This window comes from Streptomyces sp. NBC_01317, from assembly GCF_035961655.1.
Classification (GTDB): domain Bacteria; phylum Actinomycetota; class Actinomycetes; order Streptomycetales; family Streptomycetaceae; genus Streptomyces.
On sequence record NZ_CP108393.1, the window covers coordinates 6,209,451 to 6,234,300 of the forward strand.

19 protein-coding genes and 1 pseudogene are annotated in these 24,850 nt (G+C 72.8%); 11 read left to right on the forward strand and 9 right to left on the reverse strand.

The window, feature by feature from the left end; genetic code table 11:
- From trpM to lgt, 5 genes are all read left to right on the forward strand, one after another.
- Nucleotides 1–168: a tryptophan biosynthesis modulator TrpM gene (trpM, locus tag OG349_RS34895; RefSeq protein ID WP_442806426.1), complete on the forward strand. Its 168-nt coding sequence runs from the start codon at nt 1–3 to the stop codon at nt 166–168.
- Nucleotides 169–297: 129 nt separating this feature from the next.
- Nucleotides 298–1,563, forward strand: coding sequence for a tryptophan synthase subunit beta (gene trpB, locus OG349_RS27010; protein WP_327237059.1), 1,266 nt, complete (start codon nt 298–300; stop codon nt 1,561–1,563).
- Nucleotides 1,560–2,372 carry a tryptophan synthase subunit alpha gene (gene trpA, locus OG349_RS27015; protein WP_327237060.1) on the forward strand — a complete coding sequence of 271 codons (813 nt, stop codon included), beginning with the start codon at nt 1,560–1,562 and terminating at the stop codon, nt 2,370–2,372. The genes trpB and trpA overlap by 4 nt, the downstream gene beginning before the upstream one ends.
- Before the next feature lie 76 nt (nt 2,373–2,448).
- Nucleotides 2,449–3,279 carry a DsbA family protein gene (locus OG349_RS27020; RefSeq protein ID WP_327237061.1) on the forward strand — a complete coding sequence of 277 codons (831 nt, stop codon included), beginning with the start codon at nt 2,449–2,451 and terminating at the stop codon, nt 3,277–3,279.
- Between the two features lie 69 nt (nt 3,280–3,348).
- On the forward strand, nt 3,349–4,263 hold the full coding sequence (lgt, locus tag OG349_RS27025; RefSeq protein WP_327237062.1) for a prolipoprotein diacylglyceryl transferase: 915 nt from the start codon (nt 3,349–3,351) through the stop codon (nt 4,261–4,263).
- 175 nt (nt 4,264–4,438) lie between these two features.
- Here the strand turns inward: lgt and OG349_RS27030 are convergent, their stop codons facing one another.
- From OG349_RS27030 to OG349_RS27060, 8 genes and pseudogenes are all read right to left on the reverse strand, one after another.
- On the reverse strand, nt 4,439–5,233 hold the full coding sequence (locus OG349_RS27030) for an HpcH/HpaI aldolase/citrate lyase family protein (protein ID WP_327237063.1): 795 nt from the start codon (nt 5,231–5,233) through the stop codon (nt 4,439–4,441).
- Nucleotides 5,230–6,477 carry a CaiB/BaiF CoA transferase family protein gene (locus tag OG349_RS27035; RefSeq protein ID WP_327237064.1) on the reverse strand — a complete coding sequence of 416 codons (1,248 nt, stop codon included), beginning with the start codon at nt 6,475–6,477 and terminating at the stop codon, nt 5,230–5,232. Before OG349_RS27035 ends, OG349_RS27030 begins: the two co-directional genes overlap by 4 nt.
- Nucleotides 6,474–7,358: a ribokinase gene (rbsK, locus tag OG349_RS27040; RefSeq protein ID WP_327237065.1), complete on the reverse strand. Its 885-nt coding sequence runs from the start codon at nt 7,356–7,358 to the stop codon at nt 6,474–6,476. Before rbsK ends, OG349_RS27035 begins: the two co-directional genes overlap by 4 nt.
- Nucleotides 7,355–8,746, reverse strand: coding sequence for an ADP-ribosylglycohydrolase family protein (locus tag OG349_RS34900; protein ID WP_442806427.1), 1,392 nt, complete (start codon nt 8,744–8,746; stop codon nt 7,355–7,357). The genes rbsK and OG349_RS34900 overlap by 4 nt, the downstream gene beginning before the upstream one ends.
- 483 nt (nt 8,747–9,229) lie before the next feature.
- Nucleotides 9,230–9,556, reverse strand: a pseudogene (locus OG349_RS34905) (ADP-ribosylglycohydrolase family protein); the annotation flags it as partial.
- A complete protein-coding gene (locus OG349_RS27050; protein WP_327237067.1) occupies nt 9,553–10,737 on the reverse strand; it encodes an ADP-ribosylglycohydrolase family protein in 1,185 nt (394 codons plus the stop codon). The gene OG349_RS27050 and the pseudogene OG349_RS34905, both read right to left, overlap by 4 nt.
- Nucleotides 10,679–11,929, reverse strand: coding sequence for an ADP-ribosylglycohydrolase family protein (locus OG349_RS27055; protein ID WP_442806428.1), 1,251 nt, complete (start codon nt 11,927–11,929; stop codon nt 10,679–10,681). Before OG349_RS27055 ends, OG349_RS27050 begins: the two co-directional genes overlap by 59 nt.
- Nucleotides 11,930–13,275: 1,346 nt before the next feature.
- A complete protein-coding gene (locus OG349_RS27060) occupies nt 13,276–14,304 on the reverse strand; it encodes an ADP-ribosylglycohydrolase family protein (protein WP_327237068.1) in 1,029 nt (342 codons plus the stop codon).
- A gap of 327 nt (nt 14,305–14,631) precedes the next feature.
- Between OG349_RS27060 and OG349_RS27065 the strand changes: the two genes are divergently transcribed.
- From OG349_RS27065 to OG349_RS27075, 3 genes are all read left to right on the forward strand, one after another.
- Nucleotides 14,632–15,360 carry a VIT1/CCC1 transporter family protein gene (locus tag OG349_RS27065; protein WP_327237069.1) on the forward strand — a complete coding sequence of 243 codons (729 nt, stop codon included), beginning with the start codon at nt 14,632–14,634 and terminating at the stop codon, nt 15,358–15,360.
- Nucleotides 15,361–15,735: 375 nt separating this feature from the next.
- Nucleotides 15,736–20,295: a glutamate synthase large subunit gene (gltB, locus tag OG349_RS27070; RefSeq protein WP_327237070.1), complete on the forward strand. Its 4,560-nt coding sequence runs from the start codon at nt 15,736–15,738 to the stop codon at nt 20,293–20,295.
- Nucleotides 20,288–21,748, forward strand: coding sequence for a glutamate synthase subunit beta (locus OG349_RS27075; RefSeq protein ID WP_327237071.1), 1,461 nt, complete (start codon nt 20,288–20,290; stop codon nt 21,746–21,748). Before gltB ends, OG349_RS27075 begins: the two co-directional genes overlap by 8 nt.
- 166 nt (nt 21,749–21,914) lie before the next feature.
- Here the strand turns inward: OG349_RS27075 and OG349_RS27080 are convergent, their stop codons facing one another.
- Nucleotides 21,915–22,829 (reverse strand): rhomboid family intramembrane serine protease, encoded by a 915-nt coding sequence (locus OG349_RS27080; RefSeq protein WP_327237072.1) that lies wholly within the window; start codon nt 22,827–22,829, stop codon nt 21,915–21,917.
- 175 nt (nt 22,830–23,004) lie between these two features.
- On the opposite strand from OG349_RS27080, the gene OG349_RS27085 reads away from it, so the two are divergent.
- From OG349_RS27085 to OG349_RS27095, 3 genes are all read left to right on the forward strand, one after another.
- Nucleotides 23,005–23,727 (forward strand): vWA domain-containing protein, encoded by a 723-nt coding sequence (locus OG349_RS27085; RefSeq protein WP_327237073.1) that lies wholly within the window; start codon nt 23,005–23,007, stop codon nt 23,725–23,727.
- Complete coding sequence (locus tag OG349_RS27090) at nt 23,724–24,302, forward strand: HutD/Ves family protein (RefSeq protein WP_327237074.1); 579 nt, start codon at nt 23,724–23,726, stop codon at nt 24,300–24,302. Before OG349_RS27085 ends, OG349_RS27090 begins: the two co-directional genes overlap by 4 nt.
- Nucleotides 24,303–24,562: 260 nt before the next feature.
- Entirely contained in the window at nt 24,563–24,766 is a 204-nt protein-coding gene (locus tag OG349_RS27095; protein ID WP_015607926.1) for a cold-shock protein, read from the forward strand.
- Nucleotides 24,767–24,850: the final 84 nt, after the last annotated feature.

Here is a 24,850-nt window from a genome sequence, read left to right on the forward strand (position 1 = left end):
GTGCTGCGCAAGCTGCCGCTGCCGTCGCCCCACGCGCCCCTGGCGCGCGGGTGCCGGCCGCGCGGCTGCCGTGCGCCGGCGCGTCGGGTGCACGGACGGCGGGTGCGGTACGTGATCGGCGACGAGCCCGGTCAGGTCAACGGGATGCGATGGCGCGGCGGTCGCTGAGACCGCAGTTGTCCACCGGGCCGCGCGGCCCGGGCGTGTCCGTGGAGGGGCGTCGTACGCCCGCACTTCCCGCTGACACCGCCCGCCCGGCGCCCGGATCCGCCCGTTGCTCCGAGGAGTCGTACCGGAATGCCTGAGAAGCCGGCCGTGTCAGACGTCATGTCAGAATTCTTCATCCCCGATCCCGAGGGACTTGTCCCCAGCGCCGAAGGCTACTTCGGCGACTTCGGCGGCAAGTTCATCCCCGAGGCGCTCGTCGCCGCCGTGGACGAGGTCGCCGTCGAGTACGAGAAGGCCAAGGGCGATCCCGCCTTCGCGGCCGAGCTGAACGAGCTGATGGTGAACTACACCGGCCGGCCCAGCGCGCTGACCGAGGTCCCGCGGTTCGCCGAACACGCCGGGGGCGCCCGGGTGTTCCTCAAGCGGGAGGACCTCAACCACACGGGGTCCCACAAGATCAACAACGTGCTGGGGCAGGCGCTGCTCACCAAGCGCATGGGCAAGACCCGGGTCATCGCCGAGACCGGCGCCGGCCAGCACGGCGTGGCCACGGCCACCGCCTGCGCGCTCTTCGGCCTCGAATGCACCATCTACATGGGGGAGATCGACACCCAGCGCCAGGCGCTGAACGTCGCCCGCATGCGGATGCTCGGCGCCGACGTGGTGCCCGTGCTGTCCGGCAGCCGTACCCTCAAGGACGCCATCAACGAGGCGTTCCGCGACTGGGTCGCCAACGTGGACCGTACGCACTACCTCTTCGGCACCGTCGCCGGACCGCACCCGTTCCCCGCGATGGTGCGGGACTTCCACCGCGTCATCGGGGTCGAGGCCAGGCGCCAGATCCTGGAGCGGGCGGGACGGCTGCCGGACGCCGCCGTCGCCTGTGTGGGCGGCGGGTCCAACGCGATCGGGCTCTTCCACGCGTTCATCCCCGACGCGGACGTACGGCTCGTGGGCTGCGAGCCGGCGGGGCACGGCATCGAGACCGGCGAGCACGCGGCCACGCTGAGCGCGGGCGAGCCCGGCATCCTGCACGGCTCACGGTCGTACGTCCTCCAGGACGAGGAGGGCCAGATCACCGAGCCGTACTCGATCTCCGCCGGACTCGACTACCCGGGCATCGGCCCCGAGCACGCGTACCTCAAGGACAGCGGGCGCGGGGAGTACCGCGCCGTCACGGACGACGCGGCCATGCAGGCACTGCTGCTGCTCTCCCGTACGGAAGGGATCATCCCGGCCATCGAGAGCGCGCACGCGCTGGCCGGCGCCCTCGAAGTGGGACAGGAACTGGGGAAGGACGGCCTGATCGTCGTCAACCTCTCCGGGCGCGGCGACAAGGACATGGACACGGCCGCCCGCTACTTCGGGCTGTACGACGGGGAGGGCTCCAAGTGAGCGGGAACGTAGCGCTGCTCGACGCCGCACTGGCGGCGGCCAAGGCGGAGGACCGGGCCGCCCTCATCGCCTACCTGCCCGCCGGGTTCCCGACGGTGGACGGTGGCATCGCGGCGGTCAAGGCCGTCTTCGAGGGGGGCGCCGACATCGTCGAGGTCGGGCTGCCGCACAGCGACCCGGTGCTCGACGGACCCGTCATCCAGACCGCCGACGACATCGCCCTCAAGGGCGGCGTCAGGATCGCGGACGTGATGCGCACGGTCCGTGAGGCGTACGAGGCGACCGGGAAACCGGTGCTCGTGATGACGTACTGGAACCCGATCGACCGCTACGGCGTCGAGCGGTTCACCGCCGAGCTGGCGGCGGCGGGCGGCGCCGGGTGCATCCTGCCCGACCTGCCGGTCCAGGAGTCCGCGCTGTGGCGCGAGCACGCGCAGAAGCAGGGCCTGGCCACGGTCTTCGTGGTCGCGCCCAGCAGCAAGGACCAGCGGCTCGCCGAGATCACGGCCGTGGGCAGCGGATTTGTCTACGCGGCCTCCCTGATGGGTGTGACCGGTACGCGCGTGTCGGTCGGCGCGCAGGCCCAGGACCTGGTGGTACGCACCCGCGCCACGACCGACCTGCCGGTCTGTGTGGGGCTCGGGGTGTCCGACGCCGCGCAGGCGGCCGAGGTCGCGGGCTTCGCCGACGGGGTGATTGTCGGCTCCGCCTTCGTGAAGCGGATGCTGGACGCCCCCGACGCCGCGTCGGGCCTGGTCGCGGTGCGTGAGCTGGCGGCCGAGCTTGCCGCCGGTGTTCGCAAGCGCTGACGGGTGGCATAACCCGTAAGGGTGGACCTGGAGCCGGGGAGGTGCGTACGCACCTCCCCGGTTCGTTGCGCCCTGCGTGAGCGAGAAGAACCGTGAGGCAAGGCGGAGCGCGAGAGAGCGGCTCCAGCAGGAACGTGCGGCGGACAGGACCCGGGAGAAGCGCAAGCGGGTGCTGGTCGTCGCGTCGACGGTGGTCGGCGTGCTCGGGGTGGTCGCCGTGATCGGCGTGGTCGCCGCCAAGGCGGGCAAGGACGGCACCAGCGACGCCGCGGGCCCCGTGCTCGCCCCGTCCGGTGTCTCGGGCAAGGACGAGCTGGCGATCCCCGTGGGCGCGCCCGACGCGCCCTCCACGCTGACCGTGTGGGAGGACTTCCGCTGCCCGGCGTGCGCCCAGTTCGAGAACGCGTTCCGGGGCACCGTCCACGAGCTGGAGAACCAGGGCCAGCTCAAGGTCGAGTACCACCTCGCCACGATCATCGACGGCAACATGGGCGGCACGGGCTCGCTGCGCGCGGCCAACGCGGCCGCCTGCGCCCAGGACGTCGGCAAGTTCGCCCCGTACCACGACGAGCTGTACAAGAACCAGCCCGCGGAGACGGACGACGCCTTCGCGAAGAACAGCCGGCTGCTGGAGCTGGCGGGCAAGGTCGACGGCCTGGAGTCGGCGCCCGGCTTCCGCCAGTGCGTGCAGGGCGGCGACCACAACAACTGGGTGAACAAGTCGGCGGCGGCGTTCCGTACCGGCGGCTTCTCCGGGACGCCGACCGTGCTCCTGAACGGGGAGGCGGTGTTCCCGAAGAAGGGCAACGAGAACATCACACCCGACAACCTGAAGAAGTGGGTGAAGGAGGCCAACCGGGGCAAGAAGCCCGGTACGGCACCGCCCGAGACCAGGTCGGTGGGCTGACCTCGTTACCAGGAAGTTGCCGGGCGGGTCGGCGCAGGTCCCGCCCGGCACGGTACCGTCGGTTCTGCCATGGAACTTGCCTACATTCCCAGCCCGTCGTCCGGTGTGCTCCATCTTGGACCGCTCCCGCTGCGCGGCTACGCGTTCTGCATCATCATCGGTGTCTTCGTCGCCGTCTGGTACGGCGGCAAGCGCTGGGTCGCCCGGGGCGGCAAAGCCGGCACCGTGGCCGACATCGCCGTCTGGGCGGTGCCCTTCGGCCTGGTCGGCGGGCGGCTCTACCACGTCATCACCGACTACCAGCTGTATTTCAGCGACGGTGAGAACTGGGTCGACGCCTTCAAGATCTGGGAGGGCGGCCTCGGGATCTGGGGCGCGATCGCGCTGGGCGCGGTGGGTGCCTGGATCGGCTGCCGGCGGCGGGGCATCCCGCTGCCCGCGTGGGCGGACGCGCTGGCGCCCGCGATCGCGTTCGCGCAGGCGATCGGGCGGTGGGGCAACTGGTTCAACCAGGAGCTGTACGGCAAGGAGACCGACGTGCCGTGGGCGCTCAAGATCTCCTCGGGGCCGAACCGTGAGGCGGGCCTCTACCACCCGACGTTCCTGTACGAGTCGCTGTGGTGCGTCGGGGTGGCCCTGCTGGTCATCTGGGCCGACCGCCGCTTCAAGCTCGGGCACGGGCGGGCGTTCGCGCTGTACGTCGCGGCGTACTGCGTGGGGCGCTTCTGGATCGAGTACCTGCGGGTCGACGAGGCGCACCACATCCTGGGCCTGCGCCTGAACGACTGGACGGCGATCATCATCTTCGCGCTGGCGGTCACGTACATCGTGATCTCGTCGCGGCTCCGCCCCGGGCGGGAAGAGGTGGTGGAGCCGGACCGCGACGAGTCGGCGAAGCCGGTGACCTCGGAGTCTTCGGAGCCGGAGGACGCGGAGCCGACCGACGCGGACGCCGACGCGGCGGACGCGAAGACGACGACCTGACGCGACCTGGCGGTCGCGCTTTGTCCTCAATCGCCGGACGGGCTTGAAACAGCCCGTCCGGCGATTGTCGTCCCGCACCCTGACGATCAGGGCAGCCACATCAAGCCCGTCCGGCGATTGAGGACGGAACCGGTGCGCGGGGGCGCGGGAGCGGGCGGGGCCGCAGGGGCGAGGCCTACTTCCGCGACGCCAGCGAAAGCGTACGGCGTGCCGCCGCCACGATCGCCGCGTCGACAAAGCGGCCGTCCGGGAGCGACTGCGCCCCGCCCTCCCGCGTCGCCGCCTCCACCACCTCCTCCGCCGCCTCGATCTCCTGGGACGTCGGCAGATAGGCCCGCTCGATGACCGGCAGCTGGCGGGGATGGATCGCCGCGCGCCCCAGGAACCCCAGGGCCCGCCCGTGCGCGCAGGACGCCGCCAGTCCCTCCAGGTCCTGGACGTCCGGGAACACCGACTGGGCCGGCGGCGCCAGCCCCGCCGCGCGGGCCGCCACCACGACCCGGCCGCGCGACCAGTCGAGGCCGGAGTCGTCCCGTACCCCCAGATCCGCCCGCAGGTCCGACTCACCGAGACCGATGCCCCGTACCGCGGGATGCGCGGTCGCGATCGCGTACGCGTGCTCGATCCCCATCGCCGACTCCAGCAGCGCGTACAGCGCCGTGTCCGGCGTCCTGGCCGCGATCCGGTGGATGTCGGACGCGTGGGTGACCTTGGGAAGCCGGAGGCCCGACAGCCCGGGGAGCCCGGACAGCGCGGCCGCGTCCGGGCCGTCGTCGATACGGACATGGACCGGCGTCGCGTGCGGCTCGGACAGAAACTCGGCGGTGGCGGCGCGCGCGTGCTCCTTGCGGTCCGGGGCCACCGCGTCCTCCAGGTCCACGATCACCACGTCCGCGCCCCGCGACAGCGCCTTCGCCATCACCTCCGGCCGGTCCCCGGGGACGTACAGCCAGGTCAGCGGGATCGTCACAGCGCCCCCTCCGACCGCAGCGCCGCGATCTCCGGCGCCGACAGGCCCAGGCCGGCCAGCACCGCGTCGGTGTCCGCGCCGTGCGGGCGGCCCGCCCAGCGGATGGCCCCGGGCGTCTCGGAGAGCCGGAAGAGGACGTTCTGCATCCGCAGCGGGCCCAGCTCGGGGTCCGGGACCTCGGTGACGCTGTCCAGCGCCCGGTACTGCGGGTCCTCCATGACGTCCCGGATGTCGTAGACCGGCGCGATCGCCGCCTCGGCCTTCTCGAACGCCGCCATCGCCTCGTCCCGGGTGTGCCGGGCGATCCAGCCGCCCACCGCGTCGTCCAGGACGTCCGCGTGCTCCGCCCGGCCCCCGCCGGTGGCGAACCACGGCTCGGCGGCCAGCTCCGGCCGCCCCACCAGACGCATCACGCGCTCCGCGATGGACTGCGCCGACGTGGAGACCGCGAGCCAGGAGCCGTCGGCGGTCCGGTAGGTGTTGCGGGGGGCGTTGTTGCGGGACCGGTTGCCGGTACGCGGCTGTACGTAGCCGAGCTGGTCGTACCAGAGCGGCTGCGGCCCGAGCACGGTGAGGATCGGCTCGATGATCGCCAGGTCGACCACCTGGCCGCGCCCGGTGGCCTGACGGCCCGCGAGCGCGGTCATCACCGCGTACGCCGTGGCCAGCGCCGCGATCGAGTCGGCCAGGCCGAACGGCGGCAGGGTCGGCGGCCCGTCCGGTTCGCCGGTGATCGCGGCGAAGCCGCTCATCGCCTCGGCGAGCGTGCCGAAGCCGGGGCGGTGGGAGTACGGGCCGAACTGGCCGAACCCGGTGACGCGGGCCAGCACCAGCCGGGGGTTGGCCGTCGACAGCTCCTCCCAGCCGAGGCCCCACTTCTCCAGCGTGCCGGGCCGGAAGTTCTCGATGACGACGTCGGCCTCGGCGGCCATGCGCAGGAGCAGGTCACGGCCGCCGGGCGTCGACAGGTCGAGGGTGACCGTGCGCTTGTTGCGGCCGAGGAGCTTCCACCACAGGCCCACCCCGTCCTTGGCGGGACCGTGTCCCCGGGAGGGGTCGGGGCGGGTGGGGTGCTCGATCTTGATGACGTCCGCGCCGAAGTCGCCGAGCATCGTGGCCGCGAGGGGGCCGGCGAAGAGCGTGGCGAGATCGAGGACGCGCAGGCCGGCGAGGGGGGCGGGGGCGTTGTCCGGCCCGGGTGTCGTGTCCCGTCCCGGGGTGGTGGGGGTCGCTGCGGTGGTCATGAGGCCTCGATCTCGGTGCGGTACGGCATGGAGGTGGACGCCCCCGGGCGCTGGACGCACAGCGCGGCGGCGGTGGAGGCCCAGTGCAGGGCCTCGGGCATGGGGCGGCTCTCGACCAGCGCGACGACGAGCGCGCCCACGAACGTGTCGCCCGCGGCGGTGGTGTCCACGGCGGTGACCTGGGGAGCGGGCACGAAGAGGGGTTCCGTGGTCCGGGACGCGTGGAGGCTGCCGGCCCGGCCCAGGGTGATCACCACCTCGGGGACCTGCCGGAGCAGCGCGTCGGCCGCCCTGTGCGGGTCCGCGATCCCGGTGAGCACGGCCGCCTCGTGCTCGTTGGGCACCAACAGGTCGGTGGCGGCGAGCAGTTCGGGCGGCAGGGGCTGGGCGGGGGCCGGGGTGAGGACGGTCCGCACCCCATGGCGGCGGGCGGCCTCCGCCCCGGCGACCACGGCGCTCAGGGGGAGTTCGAGCTGGAGGAGCAGCGCGTCGGCCATGGTGATGAGGGCCTCGTCGCCGGGGCCGAGGTCGGTGACGGTGCCGTTCGCGCCCGGGACGACGACGATGGCGTTGCCGCCGTCGTCGTCCACCACGATGTGCGCGGTGCCCGAGGCGCCCTCGGCGGTGCGCAGGAGGTCGGTGTCGACACAGGACGCTTCGAGCGTGTGCCGCAGCACCGTACCGAAGTCGTCGGAGCCGACCGCGCCGATCATCGCGACGGAGCCGCCCGCGCGGGCGGCGGCGACGGCCTGGTTGGCGCCCTTGCCGCCGGGCACGGTGACGAACTCCCGTCCGGTGACGGTCTCCCCGAGCTTGGGGGCCCGGGCCGTGTACGCGACGAGATCCATGTTGGTGCTGCCGAGCACCACGATGCCGGTCATGGGTGGAGGGACTCCTCGGGGGCGGGCGCCGGTGCGGCGAGTTGGTGGGTGATCTCGGCGAGGGTGTCGAAGCCGATGCCGTCGAAACCGCCGACGGAGGTGGCGAGGCGGTTCTTGAGCGGTCCTGTCCAGCGCTCCGGCAGCCGGTCCGGGTGGCCGGCCAGCAGCCCGGCGACGGAACCGGCCGTCGCGCCGTTCGAGTCGGTGTCCCAACCACCGGACACGGCACGGCAGATGGAGCCGGTGAAGTCGCCGTCGGCGTGGGTGAGGGCGGCGGCGAGCAGGGCCGTGTTCGGGACGACGTGGACCCAGTGGTAGTGGCCGAGGGCGGAGTGGAGGAGATCGACGACGGGTTCGAAGTCGGTGTGGGCGTGTTCCCGGGCGACGGCGATGCCGAGGCGGACGGCGTCGGCGAGGCGGGAGCGGGGCGGTACGACGGAGAGCCCGGCGCGCAGGCAGGCGTGCACGTCACCGCCCGTACCCGTACCCGTACCCGTACCTCTACCCTGACCCTGTCCTGCGGCGGAGGCGATGGTGGCGGCGACGAACATCGCGCCGTAGACACCGTTGGCGGTGTGGGTCAACACCGCGTCCCGGTAGGCCTGTTCGGCGGCGGCGGCCGGGTCGCCGGGGTTCGCCCAGCCGTGGACGTCGGCCCGGATGGCCGCGCCGATCCACTCGCGGAACGGGTTGTGGTGGGCGGCGGTGTGCGGGGGCTCGATCCCGTGGAGCAGATTGCCGTACGCGACCCGCTCGGCCGTGAACGTACGCCCGGCGGGCAGCTCGTCCAGCCAGAGCGTGGCGACCTGACCGGTCGTGAACTCCCTTCCGTGGCGCTGGAGGAGGAGCAGGTTGAGGAGCGGGTAGTTGAGGTCGTCGTCCTCGGGCATCCCGTCGATGTTCTCGGCGAGCGAGGTCGGCGCGGAGCGCCGGTTCCAGGGGTACGCCTCGGTGAGTTCGGCGGGTACTCCTTTCGCGGTGAACCACGACCGCAGGGGCCAGTTGCCACTGGCGGCGGCAAGGGCGCGGATTCCGGCGAGGGGCAGCTTCTCGACGGGCTTCCCCAGGAGGCAGCCTGCGGCCCGGCCGAGCCAGGCGGCGTGCAGTTGGGCGACGGTGAGGGGGGAGGGGGCGGTGAGGCTCGCGTTTGAGGTGGTGTGTGGCGGTCCGTCGGGCGGCCCGGTCCGGGCGCGGGTGGCGGGGCCGCCGCCGATGAACGTATCGGTGGTGTGGGGCAGTTGGGCCTCCGGGCCCTCGGACGGCTCGGGGCGGTTCGCTTCCGATCGGGTCGGTCCGTCGGGCGGCCCGCCGGGCCGTGCGGGGGCGGTGCGGCTGAAGGCGTCTGCGGTGTCCGCCAGTTGGGCGTTCGGGTCCCGGGACCACTCGATGTGGTCGGCGTCTGTGTGCGCCTCGGGCCGTGCGGGGACGGCGCGACCGGCGGGACCGGTACCGGGAGGCGCCTCGGTGGCGTGCGGCGGCGGGGCGCTGTGGTCCGGGACGGCGGTGGGTGCCGGCGCGGCGCCGAACACCTTGAGGTCCTGGGGGCCGCAGACGGTACCGCAGGCGGTACGGGGTGGGACGTCGGCCAGGGTGTGTGGGCCGGTCTGAGGGGGTGCGTCGGCCGGGTTCGGGGTGTCGGCCTGGGAGGGTGCGTCGGCCGGGTGGGGGGTGTTGGTCTGAGGGGGTGCGTCGGCCTGAAGGGGCGTCGCGCCCGGGTGGGGGGCGTCGGCCCGGTCGGGCACGTCGGCCTGAGAGAGTGCATCGGCCTGAGGGGGTGCGCCCGTCCGGGAGGGTGCGTTGGTCCGAGGTGGCGGGTCGGTCGGGGAAGGCGCGTCCGCAGGAGGCGGCGTGTCGTGGCCGCTTCCGTGGGGCGGCCATGCCGCGCTCATCGCTCTGATCCCGGCCAGGTCCGTCGGCTCGTACACCGCCAACGGTGACTCCAGCAGGGCCAGTTCGTCCAGCAGCTCCTCTGCCAGCGCGCGCAGGCGCGCGGACGCGGTGGTCGGGGACGCGCCCGCGCGCGGCGGGGCCGGGTGGCCGCCCGCCTCGTGCCAGCGCCGCTCGATCTCCGTCGCGTCCCGGCCGTCCCGGGCCGCCTGGGCCAGTTCGTGGCCGATCAGGTCCTCAGGCTGGACCCAGGTCAGGCGCAGGCCGCCCGCCCCGCTCGTCGCCGCGCCGGCCGTCGCCGCCCCGCTCATCGCTGCCCCGTCAGGCGCGCGAACGCGCTCTCGTGGGCGCGGCGCCGTTCCGTGTCCCGTGCGAACACCTCGTACGCCACCTCCGTCAGCACCCGCGCCGGCGCGTGCAGGTCGAGACGGCTCGCCTCGGCCACCCGCGAGGCCCACTCCGCCGGCACGGCGGCCTCGCCGCCCAGCGCCCCGGCGATCGCCCCGCTCATCGTCGCGATGGAGTCGCAGTCGCGGCCGTAGTTGACCGACCCCAGCACCGTACGGCGGACATCGCCCCCGCCGATGAGCAACATGCCGAGCGCCACGGGCAGTTCCTCGATCGAGTGCAGCCGGGACGGGCGGCGGGCGCCGAGGGAGGGGGCGCGGTAGTTGGGGCCGACGGTGTCGAAGGGCGCGACCGCCTCGCGCAGCCCGCGCAGCGCCGACTCCGCGTCACCGTGGCACGCGGCCACCTCGCACACCGCCTCGATCGCCGCGCGTGTCCCGTCCTTCGCGAGCGCCAGACACGTCTCGACGACCGACGCGGGGGTGGCGCCCGGCAGGCACGCCGCCGCGACCGCCGCCGCGAACACCCCGGCGGCCTCGCGCCCGTACGACGACTGGTGCGCGCCGGCCACGTCCAGGGCCTCCGCGTAGGCCGCCGCCGGGTGGGCCGCGTTGACCAGGCCGACCGGTGCCATGTACATCGCCGCACCGCAGTTGACGATGTTCCCGGCGCCGGCCTCGCGCGGGTCGACGTGTCCGTAGTGCAGGCGGGCGACGATCCACTTCTCCGCGAGGAAGATCCGCTGGAGGGGGAGCGCCTCGGCCTCCAGCTCGGGGATCCAGCGGGGGGTGGACATCAGGTCGGGGACGAGGTGTTCGGCGACGGCGTACGCGTCGAGGTGGTCGCGGACGGTCCCGTACACCCGGACCAGGGCGTGGGTCATCAGGGTGTCGTCGGTGACGTGGCCGTCGCCCTTGTGGTACGGCGCGATGGGGCGGGCGGTGCGCCAGTCCTCGTTCCACGGGCCGACGATGCCGGTGACCCGGCCGCCGTGGCGCTCGACGATCTGGTCGGGGGAGTACCCCTCGACCGGGCCGCCGAGGGCGTCGCCGACGGCCGCGCCGAGCAGGCAGCCGGTGACGCGGTCAGCGAGGGCGGGGATCTCCGTGGCGGAGGGGGTGGGGGGTGTGCTCAGGGTCGTCATGTCGGAATTGTCCACCCGGAGAGGCCAGTTCCGTGTCTGTCAGCAGCCCGGCGAGTTCGATGAGATCGATGCCGGCGAGGCGGGGGAGCGCGCAGCCCGCGAGCGTACGGCAGGCGTCCCGCCAGGCGGCCGGTACGGTGTCGCCGCCGCCGAGCGCGCCGGTCAGCGCGCCGGCGAGGGCGGGCGCGGAGTCGGCGACCCGGGAGAGGCACGCGGCGGCGGGGACGGCTCCGGTCACCCGGCCCCGGGCGGCGACGGTGAGGGCGAGGGCGACGGGGACGGTCTCGGCGGCGGCGATGCCGTAGCTGTAGACGTGGTCGACGATCTGATGCTCCAGCAGGGGGACGAGGGCGAAGGCGCCGGCCTCCTCGTCGGCGAAGTCCTGGGCGAGTTTGACGGCGTGCCGGGCGTTGCGGCCGATCTCGGTGGTCCCGGGGAGCTGGGCGAGCGCGGCCCCGACGGCGGCTTCCACGTCCCCGCCGCCGAGGGCGGTCGCGACGGCGGCGGCCATGGCGCGGGCGCCGTGCACGCCGTCGCCGTCCTGGGTGTAGCGGGCGTCGAACTCGGCGAGTTCGGCGGCGGCGGCCGGGTCGCCGGGGTGGACGACCGCGAGGACGACGGCCCGTACGCACGCGGCGTCGTCGAAGTAGTGCGGGTTGTCGTGGCCGGTGGCGGGCGGGCGCAGGCCGGTGGCGAGGTTGCCGAGCCCGGCCCGTACGGAGATCCGGGCGCGCAGCGGCAGCACGGCGGACTCGACCTCGGGGGCGCGGTCGGCGGCGGCGGCGATCTCGCTGGCGAGGGAGTTCCAGGCGAGGTCGACGGCGGCGCGCATGCGCCGGTCGGCGCCGAGCCCGTGGAAGAGGTCCCCGGCGGCGGTGAGCACGGCCTCGGCCGCGAACGCGGCCCACTCGGCGTCGTCGGAGGGGCCGAGCCGCAGGGGCTCGGGGGGCTGGTTGAGGGCGATGGGGACGGGGAGGGTGGTGGTCGCGTTCTGCTCGGCGAAGGTGTCGAGCTCCCGGGTGAGCCGCCGGGTCCACTCGGGCATCCGAGCGGCCCGATGCCGGGCGGCGGGCCACCCGGCGGCGTCCCCGGCGGCGAGTCCGAGGAGAAGCCCCTCGATCCGCCGGACGGCACGACCGCCCGCGCGCCCCGGAGACCGGTCCTCACGACAGCCGACGCCCGGGCCGCCCACACCGGCCCCGGCGCCCGCGCCGGTACGCGTGTACGCATCGGTCCCGGTGTGCGGGCCGGTCTCGGCGTCCGCGCAGGTAGGTGTGCAGGTGCCGGTCACGCCATCCGCGCCCGCGCCGGTCCCGGCGTGCGCGTCCGTGCCCACGCCGGTGCCGGCGCCCGTTTCCGTACTGACGCCCGCGCGCGTACGCACACCCGTCAGGACGCCTCCCGCGTGGGCGGCAGCGCCGCCCGGGTCGCCGCCCTGCGCCGCGGCGCCGTGTCCCGGGCCGCGCTCGTCCTGAACCTCGTCCGCACGGGTGTGTGTACGCGTGTACGCGCCGGTCCCGGCGTCCGTGCTGGTACGGGTGCCGGCGTCCGTGCCAGGTTCGTCGCTCGTACCGACACCGGCGTCCCCGCCGGATCCCCCGCCCGCGCCGGTCCCGGCGTGCGCGTCCGTGCCCACGCCGGTGCCGGCGCCCGTTTCCGTACTGGCGCCCGCGCGCGTACGCGCACCCGTGAGGGCGCGTCCCGCGCCGACGGGAGCTCCGCCCGGATCGGCGCCGTGCGCCGCAGGCCCGCGTTCCGGGCCGCGCCCGTCGTGGACCTCGTCCGCACGGGTGCGTGTACGCGCGCCCGCGCCGGTGCGGGTGTCCGCGTCCGTGCCTGTGTCTGTGCGGGCACCGGAGCCCGCGCCCGGTTCGGCGCCTGTGCGGGTACCCGTACCTGCACCCGTGCGGCCGTCGGCGCCCGTACCTGGGCAGGAGCCCGCGCCCGGTCGGGCGCCTGTACGTGGACCCGTACCCGTACGGGTGTCGGCAGCCGCGTCTGCGTGCGGTTCCGCGCCCGTGGCCGTGTCCGTGCGGGGGCCTGATCCCGCGCCCGTACCCGCGCGCGCCCGGGTGCCGACGCCCGTGCTCGTACCCGGGCCGGTGCCCATGCCCTTGGCCGGGCCGGGTCCGGCACTCGTGGCTGTATCCGCGCCCGCGTCGGTCTCCCCCTTGCCCGTCCCAGGTCCGCCTCCGGGGCCGGGTGACGGGCGGCCGTCCGGGACGGCCCCGGCCCGCGGACCGTCCGGCAGGAGCACCCCGGGGGCACCCCCGGACGCGGCCAGCGGCTCGGTGTACGTTCCCGGCCCGGACGGTCCGGTCGCCCCGGACCCAGGCACCCCTGACGCCCCCGTTCCCGCCACGGCCGGCCCCGCCGGGCCCACGGAGGGCGTCGGCGCCTGCCCCACGCCGGGAACCTGGGGGGCCGCGACCCCGGCACCGGCATCGGCCGCCCCCGCCGGGCCGAGGCCCCGCCCCGCCGGGACCCCCGTCGTGTCGAATCGTCCCGTGCCCCGGGGCTCGCCCCGGTCGTTCCGTGTCATGGCCGTGGTGCCTCTTCCTCGTCCGGGGTGAGCAGGTCCGCGATGTCCAGGACGTGGTAGCCGCGCATCGAGGGCAGGCAACTGCCCCGTACCGGGCCGATCGCCGAGGACCATTCCGTGGGGATGGCCCGCGCCCCCGAGAGCGCGCCCGCCAGGGCCCCCGCCACCGCCGCCGTCGTGTCCGCGTCGCGGCCCATGTTGACCGCCGTGAGGACCGACGTACGGAAGTCGCCGCGTGCCGCCGTGAACGCGCCGAAGGCCAGGCCCACCGCCTCCGGTGCCAGGTCCGTCCACGGGTAGCCGCCGATGACCACCGACGAGCGGACCGCGCGTTCCCTCGTCAGCGTGTCCGGGTACTCCCGCCGCGCCGCCACCACCCCGCGCCGCAGGGTGCGGGCCGTCCAGGAGTCCATCGGGATCACCGAGAGCGCCGCCGCGACCACCGACGCCGGACCCGCCCCCGTCATCGCGGCCGCGACCCCCGCCGCCACCGCCCGGCCGCCGTAGATGCCCTCCCCGTCGTGGCTGACACTGCCGTCGACCGACACCAGCCGCGCCGCCTCCTCCGGGCGGCCCGCCGCGAACACACCGAACGGCGCCGCGCGCATCGCCAGGCCGTCGCTCCACGCGTGGCGGTGCTGCGCCGTGATGGGGGCGGCGAGGCCGCGCCGCAGGTTCTCCAGCGTGCCGCGCTCACTGAACCCCGCCCCCCGGAACGGGCCCTCGTCCAGGTCCGCCAGCCAGTGGTGCCACGCCTTCTCGACGTGCGCGACGGTCAGCGCCGAGCCGTGCCGGGCCAGCAGCAGCCCGGAGAAGATCGCGTACTCCGTGTCGTCCGTACCGGCCGGGTTGTCCGCGACGAAGCCCTCGATACGGCCCCAGCGGCGGCGGATCTCGGAGGGCCGCATGTTCTCCGCGGGGGCCCCGAGCGCGTCCCCGACCGCGAGGCCCAGCAGTGCGCCCCGCGCCCGGTCGCGGAGCACCGCGGCCTCGTCGCGAGCCGGATCGCATGCAATCAGCTCCATCGGTGGCCGCCCTTCCGCGCACAACGAGCCTGTTCCTGCCATCTGTGCCACGTACACGGCCCGGGGAGTCCGGGAAACGTCGCTGTCACCCGGCTGACACCGGGTCGGGGTGCCGGAAGGGCGCCGGAAGGGCGCCGGAAGGGCGCCGGACGGGCGCCGGACGGGTGCGGGAGGGGGGCCGGACCGCCGCCCAAACCGTGCGAAAGCGCTGGTAAGTACGGCCTTCCTTGCTGGCGGGCGACGTTTTTCGTGCGTATTTTCGATCACCTGGAGGGGTGGGCGCCGCTTCGACGCCCGGCCGGTCCACCGCTGTGAAAGAGGAGAAGCATGTCCGTCATCGACACCGAGGCCACGCTCCACGAGGCCCACCGCGACAACCACACCCACCGCGACGTCAACGGCGGCTGGCTGCGTCCCGCGGTGTTCGGCGCGATGGACGGACTCGTCTCGAACCTGGCCCTGATGACCGGCGTCGCCGGAGGCGCCGTCTCCCACCACACCCTGGTGATCACCGGCCTCGCGGGCCTCGCGGCCGGTGCCTTCTCGATGGCCGCCGGGGAGTACACCTCCGTCGCCTCCCAGCGCGAACTGGTCCAGGCCGAGCTGGATGTCGAACGCCGTGAGCTGCGCAAACACCCCGCCGACGAGATGGAGGAACTGGCCGCGCTCTACATATCGCGCGGGGTGGAACCGGCGCTCGCCCGCGAGGTCGCCCAGCAGCTGTCCAAGGACCCCGAGCAGGCGCTGGAGATCCACGCCCGCGAGGAACTGGGCATCGACCCGGACGACCTGCCGTCCCCGACCGTCGCCGCAGTCTCGTCGTTCGGCTCCTTCGCGCTGGGCGCCCTGCTGCCCGTCCTGCCGTACCTGCTGGGCGCCACCGCCCTGTGGCCCGCCCTGGTCCTGGCACTCGTCGGGCTCTTCGGCTGCGGCGCGCTGGTCTCCCGGGTGACCGCCCGCAGCTGGTGGTACGGCGGACTGCGCCAGCTGACCCTCGGCGGAACGGCCGCCGCCCTGACGTACGGACTGGGCGCGGCGTTCGGCGCCGCCCTCTGACAGCGGGGGGGGGAGAGACCACGCTGACCTGCCCTGTGACCGATCTCCCGGGCCCGGTGCCGACCCCTCGCCCACCCGGAATGAGACACTGGACCGAGCGCCACTCCCACAGTCGTTACCCCGCGGTTTCGAGTCCTTAATGACCGGGCATGACCTCTGGGCGCCGCGGGCAACGATGCCTGCTCCGCAGCTGCCCGGCGGGCGACGATCTGTCCGTCCGTGCCCCACATCCGCCGCTACGCGCGGTGTCCACATGTTGGAATGCGCTATCCGCTTCCTGAGAAGCCGCCCATCATGTAACCTGCACGAAATTTCTTGGAGGGCCAGCGTCGTCCCTCGGTTATCGCATATGCCACGACGACGACGGGAGTGCCAATGCGTTCCGACGCCTGGTCGCCCATGGACGGTCGCCCCGCCCCGCAAGGGATGTACGACCCCCGTAACGAACACGACGCCTGTGGTGTCGGGTTCGTGGCCACCCTTACCGGTGTAGCCAGCCACGCACTGGTGGAGCAGGCGCTGACCGTACTGCGCAATCTCGAACACCGTGGTGCCACCGGCTCCGAGCCCGATTCCGGTGACGGCGCCGGCATCCTGCTCCAGGTCCCGGACGCCTTCCTGCGCGAGGTCACCGACTTCGAGCTGCCCGAGCCCGGCGCGTACGCCGTCGGCATCGCCTTCCTGCCCGCCGACGACGCGACCGACGCGGTCTCACGGCTTGAGACGCTCGCCGCCGAGGAGGGCCTGAACGTCCTGGGCTGGCGTGACGTCCCCGTCGCCCCCGGACTGCTCGGTGCCACCGCCCGCTCGACGATGCCGGCCTTCCGCCAGCTCTTCGTCGCCGACGGTACGAGCACGGGCATCGCCCTCGACCGCAAGGCGTTCCTCCTGCGCAAGCGCGCCGAGCGGGTGGGCGGGGTGTACTTCCCCTCGCTCTCCGCCCGCACGATCGTCTACAAGGGAATGCTCACCACCGGCCAGCTGGAGCCGTTCTTCCCCGACCTGTCCGACCGCCGGTTCGCCACCGCGATCGCCCTGGTCCACTCCCGCTTCTCCACCAACACCTTCCCGAGCTGGCCGCTCGCCCACCCGTACCGCTTCGTCGCGCACAACGGCGAGATCAACACGGTCAAGGGCAACCGCAACTGGATGAAGGCCCGCGAGTCCCAGCTCGGCTCCGACCTCTTCGGTGCAGACAAGCTGGAGCGGATCTTCCCCCTCTGTACGCCGGACGCCTCCGACTCCGCGTCCTTCGACGAGGTCCTCGAACTCATCCACCTCGGCGGCCGGTCGCTGCCGCACTCCGTGCTGATGATGGTCCCCGAGGCGTGGGAGAACCACGACTCCATGGACCCCGAGCGCCGTGCCTTCTACCAGTTCCACGCCACGATGATGGAGCCCTGGGACGGCCCCGCCTGCGTCACCTTCACCGACGGCACCCAGGTCGGCGCGGTCCTCGACCGCAACGGACTGCGCCCCGGCCGCTACTGGGTGACCGACGAAGGACTCGTCGTCCTCTCCTCCGAGGTCGGCGTCCTCGACATCGACCCCGCGAAGGTCGTCCGCAAGGGCCGCCTCCAGCCCGGCCGGATGTTCCTCGTCGACACCGCCGAGCACCGCATCATCGAGGACGACGAGATCAAGGCGACCCTCGCCGCCGAGAAGCCGTACAGGGAATGGCTGGAGACCGGCGAGATCGAGCTCTCCGACCTTCCCGAGCGCGAGCACATCGTGCACACCCATGCCTCCGTCACCCGCCGCCAGCAGACCTTCGGCTACACCGAGGAAGAGCTGCGCGTCCTCCTCGCGCCCATGGCCCGCAGCGGCGCCGAGCCGATCGGCTCCATGGGTACGGACTCGCCGATCGCCGCGCTGTCCGCCCGGCCCCGGCTGCTCTTCGACTACTTCACCCAGCTCTTCGCGCAGGTCACGAACCCGCCGCTGGACGCCATCCGCGAGGAGCTGGTCACCTCGCTGCGCTCCTCCCTCGGCCCGCAGGGCAACCTGCTGGAGCCGACCGCCGCGTCCTGCCGCAGCGTCACGCTCCCCTTCCCGGTGATCGACAACGACGAGCTGGCCAAGCTCGTGCACATAAACGCCGACGGCGACATGCCCGGCATGAAGGCCGCCACCCTCTCCGGCCTCTACCGCGTCAGCGGCGGCGGCGAGGCGCTCGCCGCCCGTATCGAGGAGATCCGCGCCGAGACCGACGCCGCCCTGGAGAGCGGCGCCCGGATCATCGTGCTCTCCGACCGGCACTCCGACGCCGAGCACGCCCCGATCCCCTCGCTGCTCCTCACCGCAGCCGTGCACCACCACCTCATCCGTACCAAGCAGCGCACGCAGGTCGGCCTGCTGGTCGAGGCCGGCGACGTCCGCGAGGTCCACCACGTCGCGCTCCTCATCGGGTACGGCGCCGCCGCCGTCAACCCGTACCTCGCGATGGAGTCCGTCGAGGACCTGGTCCGCGCGGGGACGTTCATCGAGGGCCTGGAGCCCGAGCAGGCGATCCGGAACCTGATCTACGCGCTCGGCAAGGGCGTCCTCAAGGTCATGTCCAAGATGGGCATCTCCACCGTCGCCTCCTACCGGGGCGCGCAGGTCTTCGAGGCCGTCGGCCTGGACCTGGACTTCGTGGAGAAGTACTTCAGCGGCACCGCCACCAAGATCGGCGGCGCCGGGCTCGACATCGTCGCCCAGGAGGTCGCCGCCCGGCACGCCAAGGGCTACCCCGCCACCGGGATCTCCGCCAGCCACCGCAAGCTGGAGATCGGCGGCGAGTACCAGTGGCGCCGCGAGGGCGAGCCGCACCTCTTCGACCCCGAGACGGTCTTCCGCCTCCAGCACGCCACGCGCTCCCGCCGCTACGACATCTTCAAGAAGTACACGGACCGCGTGAACGAGCAGTCCGAGCGCCTGATGACGCTGCGCGGCCTGTTCACCATCGCGTCCGGCCGTACCCCCGTCCCCCTGGACGAGGTCGAGCCGACCTCCGCGATCGTCCGGCGCTTCTCCACCGGCGCCATGTCGTACGGCTCGATCTCCCAAGAGGCGCACGAGACCATGGCCGTCGCCATGAACCAGCTCGGCGGCAAGTCCAACACCGGCGAGGGCGGCGAGGACGCCGAGCGGCTGTACGACCCGGCGCGCCGCTCCTCCATCAAGCAGGTGGCCTCCGGGCGCTTCGGCGTCACCAGCGAGTACCTGGTCAACGCCGACGACATCCAGATCAAGATGGCGCAGGGCGCCAAGCCCGGCGAGGGCGGCCAGCTGCCCGGCCACAAGGTCTACCCGTGGGTGGCCAAGACCCGGCACTCCACGCCCGGCGTCGGCCTGATCTCCCCGCCGCCGCACCACGACATCTACTCCATCGAAGACCTCGCCCAGCTCATCCACGACCTCAAGAACGCCAACCCGCAGGCCCGCATCCACGTGAAGCTGGTCTCCGAGGTCGGCGTCGGCACGGTCGCCGCCGGGGTCTCCAAGGCGCACGCCGACGTCGTTCTGATCTCGGGACACGACGGCGGTACGGGCGCCTCGCCGCTCACCTCGCTCAAGCACGCGGGCGGGCCCTGGGAGCTGGGCCTCGCCGAGACCCAGCAGACGCTGCTGCTCAACGGGCTGCGCGACCGCATCGTCGTGCAGACCGACGGCCAGCTCAAGACCGGCCGTGACGTCGTCGTCGCCGCGCTGCTCGGCGCCGAGGAGTTCGGCTTCGCCACCGCGCCGCTCGTCGTGTCCGGCTGCGTCATGATGCGCGTCTGCCACCTCGACACCTGCCCCGTCGGCATCGCCACCCAGAACCCCGTCCTGCGCGAGCGGTTCACCGGCAAGGCCGAGTACATCGTCAACTTCTTCGAGTTCATCGCGGAGGAGGTCCGCGAGATCCTCGCCGAGCTGGGCTTCCGTACCCTCGAAGAGGCCGTGGGACACGCCGAGTTCCTCGACACCGACCGGGCCGTCGACCACTGGAAGGCCCAGGGCCTCGACCTGGCGCCGCTGTTCCACGTACCGGCGCTGCCCGAGGGAGCCGTACGCCACCAGGTCATGATCCAGGACCACGGCCTCGCCAAGGCCCTCGACAACGAGCTGATCAAGCTCGCCGCCGACGCGCTGAGCGCCGAGAGCGCCGAGGCCGCGCAGCCCGTCCGCGCGCAGGTCGCCATCCGCAACATCAACCGCACCGTCGGTACGATGCTCGGCCACGAGGTGACCAAGAAGTTCGGCGGCGCGGGCCTGCCCGACGACACGATCGACATCACCTTCACCGGGTCCGCCGGGCAGTCGTTCGGCGCGTTCCTGCCCAGCGGGGTCACCCTGCGCCTGGAGGGCGACGCGAACGACTACGTCGGCAAGGGCTTGTCCGGCGGCCGGGTCGTCGTACGGCCCGACCGGGGCGCCGACCACCTCGCGGAGTTCTCCACCATCGCGGGCAACACCATCGCCTACGGCGCCACCGGCGGCGAGCTGTACCTGCGGGGCCGTACCGGCGAACGCTTCTGCGTCCGCAACTCCGGTGCCACGGTCGTCTCGGAGGGCGTGGGCGACCACGGCTGCGAGTACATGACCGGCGGCCGTGCCGTGGTCATCGGCGAGACCGGGCGGAACTTCGCGGCCGGCATGTCCGGCGGGGTCGCGTACGTCATCGACCTCGACCCGGACAACGTCAACGCGGGGAACCTGGAAGCCGTCGAGCCGCTCGACGACGCCGACAAGCGGTGGCTGCACGACGTCGTGCGCCGCCACCAGGAGGAGACGGGCTCCACCGTCGCCGACAAGCTGCTGGCCGACTGGGACGCGTCGGCGGCCCGCTTCAGCAAGATCATCCCGACCACGTACAAGGCAGTGCTCGCCGCCAAGGACGCCGCCGAGCTGGCCGGTCTCTCGGAGACCGAGACCACCGAGAAGATGATGGAGGCGGCGACCAATGGCTGACCCTAAGGGCTTTCTCACCACGGGACGCGAGGTCGCCAGGACCCGGCCCGTCGAGGAGCGCGTCAAGGACTGGAACGAGGTCTACGTTCCGGGCTCGCTGCTCCCCATCATCAGCAAGCAGGCCGGGCGCTGCATGGACTGCGGCATCCCGTTCTGCCACCAGGGCTGTCCGCTGGGGAACCTGATCCCCGAGTGGAACGACTACGCCTACCGCGAGGACTGGACGGCGGCGAGCGAGCGGCTGCACGCCACCAACAACTTCCCGGAGTTCACCGGGCGGCTGTGCCCGGCGCCCTGCGAGTCCGCGTGTGTGCTGGCGATCAACCAGCCGGCCGTCACGATCAAGAACGTCGAAGTCTCCATCATCGACAAGGCCTGGGACAGCGGTGACGTCACCCCGCAGCCGCCCGAGCGGCTCTCCGGCAAGACCGTCGCCGTCATCGGCTCGGGCCCGGCGGGACTCGCCGCCGCCCAGCAGCTGACGCGGGCCGGGCACACCGTGGTCGTGTACGAGCGAGCGGACCGCATCGGCGGGCTGCTGCGGTACGGCATCCCCGAGTTCAAGATGGAGAAGTCGCACATCAACCGGCGCATCGAGCAGATGCGCGCGGAAGGCACCAAGTTCCGCACCGAGGTGGAGATCGGCCGCGACATCGACGCGGTGAAGCTGCGCAAGCGGTACGACTCCGTCGTCATCGCCGCCGGGGCGACCGTCTCGCGCGACCTGCCCGTCCCGGGCCGCGACCTCAAGGGCATCCACTTCGCGATGGAGTACCTGCCGCTGGCCAACAAGGTGCGGGAGGGGGACCTCACGGTCACCCCGATCAGCGCCGAGGGCAAGCACGTCGTGGTGATCGGCGGCGGCGACACCGGCGCGGACTGCGTCGGTACGGCCCACCGGCAGGGCGCGGCGTCCGTCACCCAGCTGGAGATCATGCCGAGGCCGGGCGACGACCGGGCGGCGCACCAGCCGTGGCCGACGTTCCCGATGCTCTACAAGGTGACCTCCGCGCACGAGGAGGGCGGCGAGCGCGTCTACGCCGTCTCCACCACGCACTTCGAGGGCGACGAGGACGGCAACGTCCAGTCGCTGCACCTGACCGAGGTGGAGTTCGTGAACGGCACGCTGGAGCAGAAGCCGGGCACCGAGCGGTCGATCCCGGCGCAACTGGTCACGCTCGCCATGGGCTTCACCGGTACGGACCGGTCCAACGGCCTGGTCGAGCAGTTCGGCCTGGAGCTGGACGAGCGCGGCAACATCGCCCGCGACGAGGACTTCGCGACGAACGTTCCCGGCGTGTACGTGGCCGGTGACGCGGGGCGCGGGCAGTCCCTGATCGTCTGGGCGATCGCCGAGGGGCGCTCGGCGGCGCGGGGGGTGGACCGTCACCTGACGGGCGCCAGCGACCTGCCGTCCCCGATCCGCCCGACGGACCGCGCGCTGACGGTCTGAGCCGCGCGGCCCTTCCCCGAAGACGTCCCGTACAACGGCGTACGGGCGGTGTCGGCCCGGAGAGCGATCTCCGGGCCCTCCGCAAGGCGCGGCGCCTGCCCCCAGTCCCCGACCGGACCGCTGGCAGGCGCCGTGGCATGTGGTTCTGTGGTCCCTATATCCCGCCCTACACCGCCCCGCCGGTCAGCGCGGACGTCTTCAGCACCACCAGGACGAGCAGCACCGCCAGCGTGCCGGCGCCGGCCGCCACCTGGAGCGCGGTCCGGTGTTTCGCCGGGCTGTACGCGAGGGCGAGTGTCACCGCGCCGCCCGTCAGCAGGCCGCCCAAGTGGCCTTCCCACGAGGTGAATCCGGCGGAGATCACCATCCAGATCAGGAACCCGGCCATGAGGCGGTTCACGGGGGCCATGTCGTGGCCCAGCCTGCGGTGGGTGACGTAGAAGGCCGCCGCGAGCCCGAACAGCGCGCCCGAGGCACCCACCGTCGTGTCCTGGGGTGAGATCAGGTACACCAGCACGGAACTGCCCACCGCCGACAGCAGATACACCGTCAGATACCGGGCCCGGCCCAGCTGTTCCTCCGCGAAGCGGCCCAGCGTCCACAGAGAGAACATGTTGAAGACGATGTGCATGATCCAGAAGGTGCCGTCGGCCGGGGACTTGTGCAGGAAGGCGCCGGTGACGAGCCGGTACCACTCACCGTCGACCACCCCCACCGTTCTCAACTCGGGGAACTCCGGCCCGTACAGGTACCACGCCCCGTCCGGGCCCACGCTCGCCGCGCCCAGCATGCCGAACCGGTCGACAAGATCGGGCCGCGCCAACTCCCCGAGATAGACGAGGACGTTGATCACGATCAGCGTGATCGTCACCACCGGGGCGGAGACCCCGGACACCCGCCCGCCGAACACGGTCCGCGCCTGCCTGACCGACCGCTGCCCCTCCCGCACGCACTCCACACAGTGGTGGCCGACCGCCGCCTCCCGCATGCAGTCCGGGCATATGTACCGGTCGCACCGCGTACAGCGCACGTAGCACTCGTACTTGGGATGGCGGTAGCACGTGGTAACAGCGGCCTCCATGGCCGTCTCCTTCTTCGGGCGGGGCGGGCGGGAACGTCTCGGCCGGTGGGGCGGCGCCGATCAAGCTAGCGAACCCCACTGACACGGACCACCCCACCGCATCGGCGCCCCCGGCCCGCACGAGGCGTACCCTCGGCGCACGCACGTCACCACCGGTTGAGACAGGGGGAGTTCCATGGGTTCCGCGATCAGTCTCCGCAAGGTGGAGGACACCGCGCCCGCGCTGGTCAGCCTCTACAAGAGCGCCGCGGTCTCCCTGGACAAACACGGCCTCGGTGACCAGCGCGCCGCCGTCTACCTGGTCCTCGACCACTCCGGCTCCATGCGGGACTACTACAAGGACGGCAGTGTCCAGGCCCTGGCGGAGCGGGTCCTCGGCCTCTCCGCGCACCTGGACGACGACGGCACCGTCCCGATCGTCGTCTTCTCCACGGACATAGACGCCGAGGCCGACATCTCGCTCGCGAACCACGTCGGCCGGGTGGACGAGATCGTCGGGACGCTGGGGCACATGGGCCGCACCAACTACCACCTGGCGATGGACGCGGTGATCGACCACCATCTGGCCGGCGGTGCCACCGTCCCGGCGCTCGTGATCTTCCAGACGGACGGGGGGCCGACCAGCAAGCTCGCCGCCGAGCGGTACCTCTGCAAGGCCGCCGGCCTGCCGATCTTCTGGCAGTTCATCGGCTTCGGCGATCCGCGCGGCCGGCAGTTCGACTTCCTGCGCAGGCTCGACGAGCTCGCCGTCCCGGCGAAGCGGCGGGTCGACAACGCCGGGTTCTTCCCCGCCGGCAGGAATCCCCGCCGGGTCGCGGACTCCACCCTGTACGACCGCCTGCTCGGCGAGTTCCCCCAATGGCTGCGCCGGGCGCGGGAGTTGGGGATCGTGGCATGACGCCCTGCGTGCTGCGGGCCGCGCGGCGGACGGTGGTGCCGTGGAAGAACGGGGGTGGGGTCACCCGGGAGATCGCGGCCGGCCCCGAGGGCGCCGGGACGGGCGGGTTCGACTGGCGGGTCAGTCTTGCCGAGGTGGGGGCGGACGGGCCGTTCTCGGTGTTTCCCGGCGTCGAGCGGATTCTGACGCTCGTCGAGGGGGACGGTATGGAGCTGACCGTCGGCGGGCGGCGGCGGCTGGTCGGGGAGCGGTTCGTGCCGCAGGTGTTTCCCGGTGACGTGCCGGCCGGCTGTGTGCTGCTCGGGGGGCCGGTGGTCAACCTCAACGTCATGTACCGCAGGGACCGCGCGGCGGCCCGGGTGGAGGTCGTACGGGGGCGGCTCACCGATCCCGTGCGGATCGGCGCCCCGGAGGTGGGCGAGACCGTCCTCGTCGTCGCGCTGGAGGGGGCCGCCGCACTCGGTGACCTCGACCTCGGGGCGTACGACGCCGTGGTGCTCGGGCGGGGGGCCGGTCCCGCGCGTCTCAGGACCGAGGGGCGGGCCGCCGTGGTGGTGCTGCGGGCGGCGAGGTGACGGGGTGCTCCGGGGCGGTCCCAGCCACGCCGCAGTCCGGCCGGTTCGTTTTCCGCGTGTCGGCCTCGCTGCGCGCCGAGCGACCGTGCTAGGCTTACAAGCGTTGCAGTTTTGGTACCCATGAACTTTATGTGCGCCTGACGGAAACTCGCTCAGGCGCATTATTGTTTTTGCCGGCTTCTCCGGATGGGGCTCAATGCGGCGACGAGGAATCCGTAAAGTGCGGATTTCCGGCTCTGCACCTGTTTTAGGAGAATGACATGGCTACTGGCACCGTGAAGTGGTTCAACAGCGAAAAGGGCTTCGGCTTCATCGAGCAGGACGGCGGCGGCGCCGACGTCTTCGCCCACTACTCGAACATCGCCACCCAGGGGTTCCGTGAGCTCCAGGAGGGCCAGAAGGTCTCGTTCGACGTCACGCAGGGCCAGAAGGGCCCGCAGGCGGAGAACATCGTCCCGGCCTAGTTCCCGGACGTGTACCTCGCAGCCGGGGCTCGCACCGTGCAGGTGCGGGCCCCGGCTCGCGCTGTTCTCAGGCCGCTGTTCTCA

Coding starts and splice junctions, on each gene's coding strand:
- OG349_RS27080 (WP_327237072.1), bottom strand. CDS start 22,829: ATGGAGGCCGCTGTTACCACGTGCTACCGCCATCCCAAGTACGAGTGC.
- trpB (WP_327237059.1), top strand. CDS start 298: ATGCCTGAGAAGCCGGCCGTGTCAGACGTCATGTCAGAATTCTTCATC.
- OG349_RS27085 (WP_327237073.1), top strand. CDS start 23,005: ATGGGTTCCGCGATCAGTCTCCGCAAGGTGGAGGACACCGCGCCCGCG.
- OG349_RS27095 (WP_015607926.1), top strand. CDS start 24,563: ATGGCTACTGGCACCGTGAAGTGGTTCAACAGCGAAAAGGGCTTCGGC.
- rbsK (WP_327237065.1), bottom strand. CDS start 7,358: ATGACCGGCATCGTGGTGCTCGGCAGCACCAACATGGATCTCGTCGCG.
- OG349_RS27075 (WP_327237071.1), top strand. CDS start 20,288: ATGGCTGACCCTAAGGGCTTTCTCACCACGGGACGCGAGGTCGCCAGG.
- OG349_RS27050 (WP_327237067.1), bottom strand. CDS start 10,737: ATGACGACCCTGAGCACACCCCCCACCCCCTCCGCCACGGAGATCCCC.
- OG349_RS27060 (WP_327237068.1), bottom strand. CDS start 14,304: ATGGAGCTGATTGCATGCGATCCGGCTCGCGACGAGGCCGCGGTGCTC.
- gltB (WP_327237070.1), top strand. CDS start 15,736: ATGCGTTCCGACGCCTGGTCGCCCATGGACGGTCGCCCCGCCCCGCAA.
- OG349_RS27065 (WP_327237069.1), top strand. CDS start 14,632: ATGTCCGTCATCGACACCGAGGCCACGCTCCACGAGGCCCACCGCGAC.
- OG349_RS27090 (WP_327237074.1), top strand. CDS start 23,724: ATGACGCCCTGCGTGCTGCGGGCCGCGCGGCGGACGGTGGTGCCGTGG.
- lgt (WP_327237062.1), top strand. CDS start 3,349: ATGGAACTTGCCTACATTCCCAGCCCGTCGTCCGGTGTGCTCCATCTT.
- OG349_RS27035 (WP_327237064.1), bottom strand. CDS start 6,477: ATGACCACCGCAGCGACCCCCACCACCCCGGGACGGGACACGACACCC.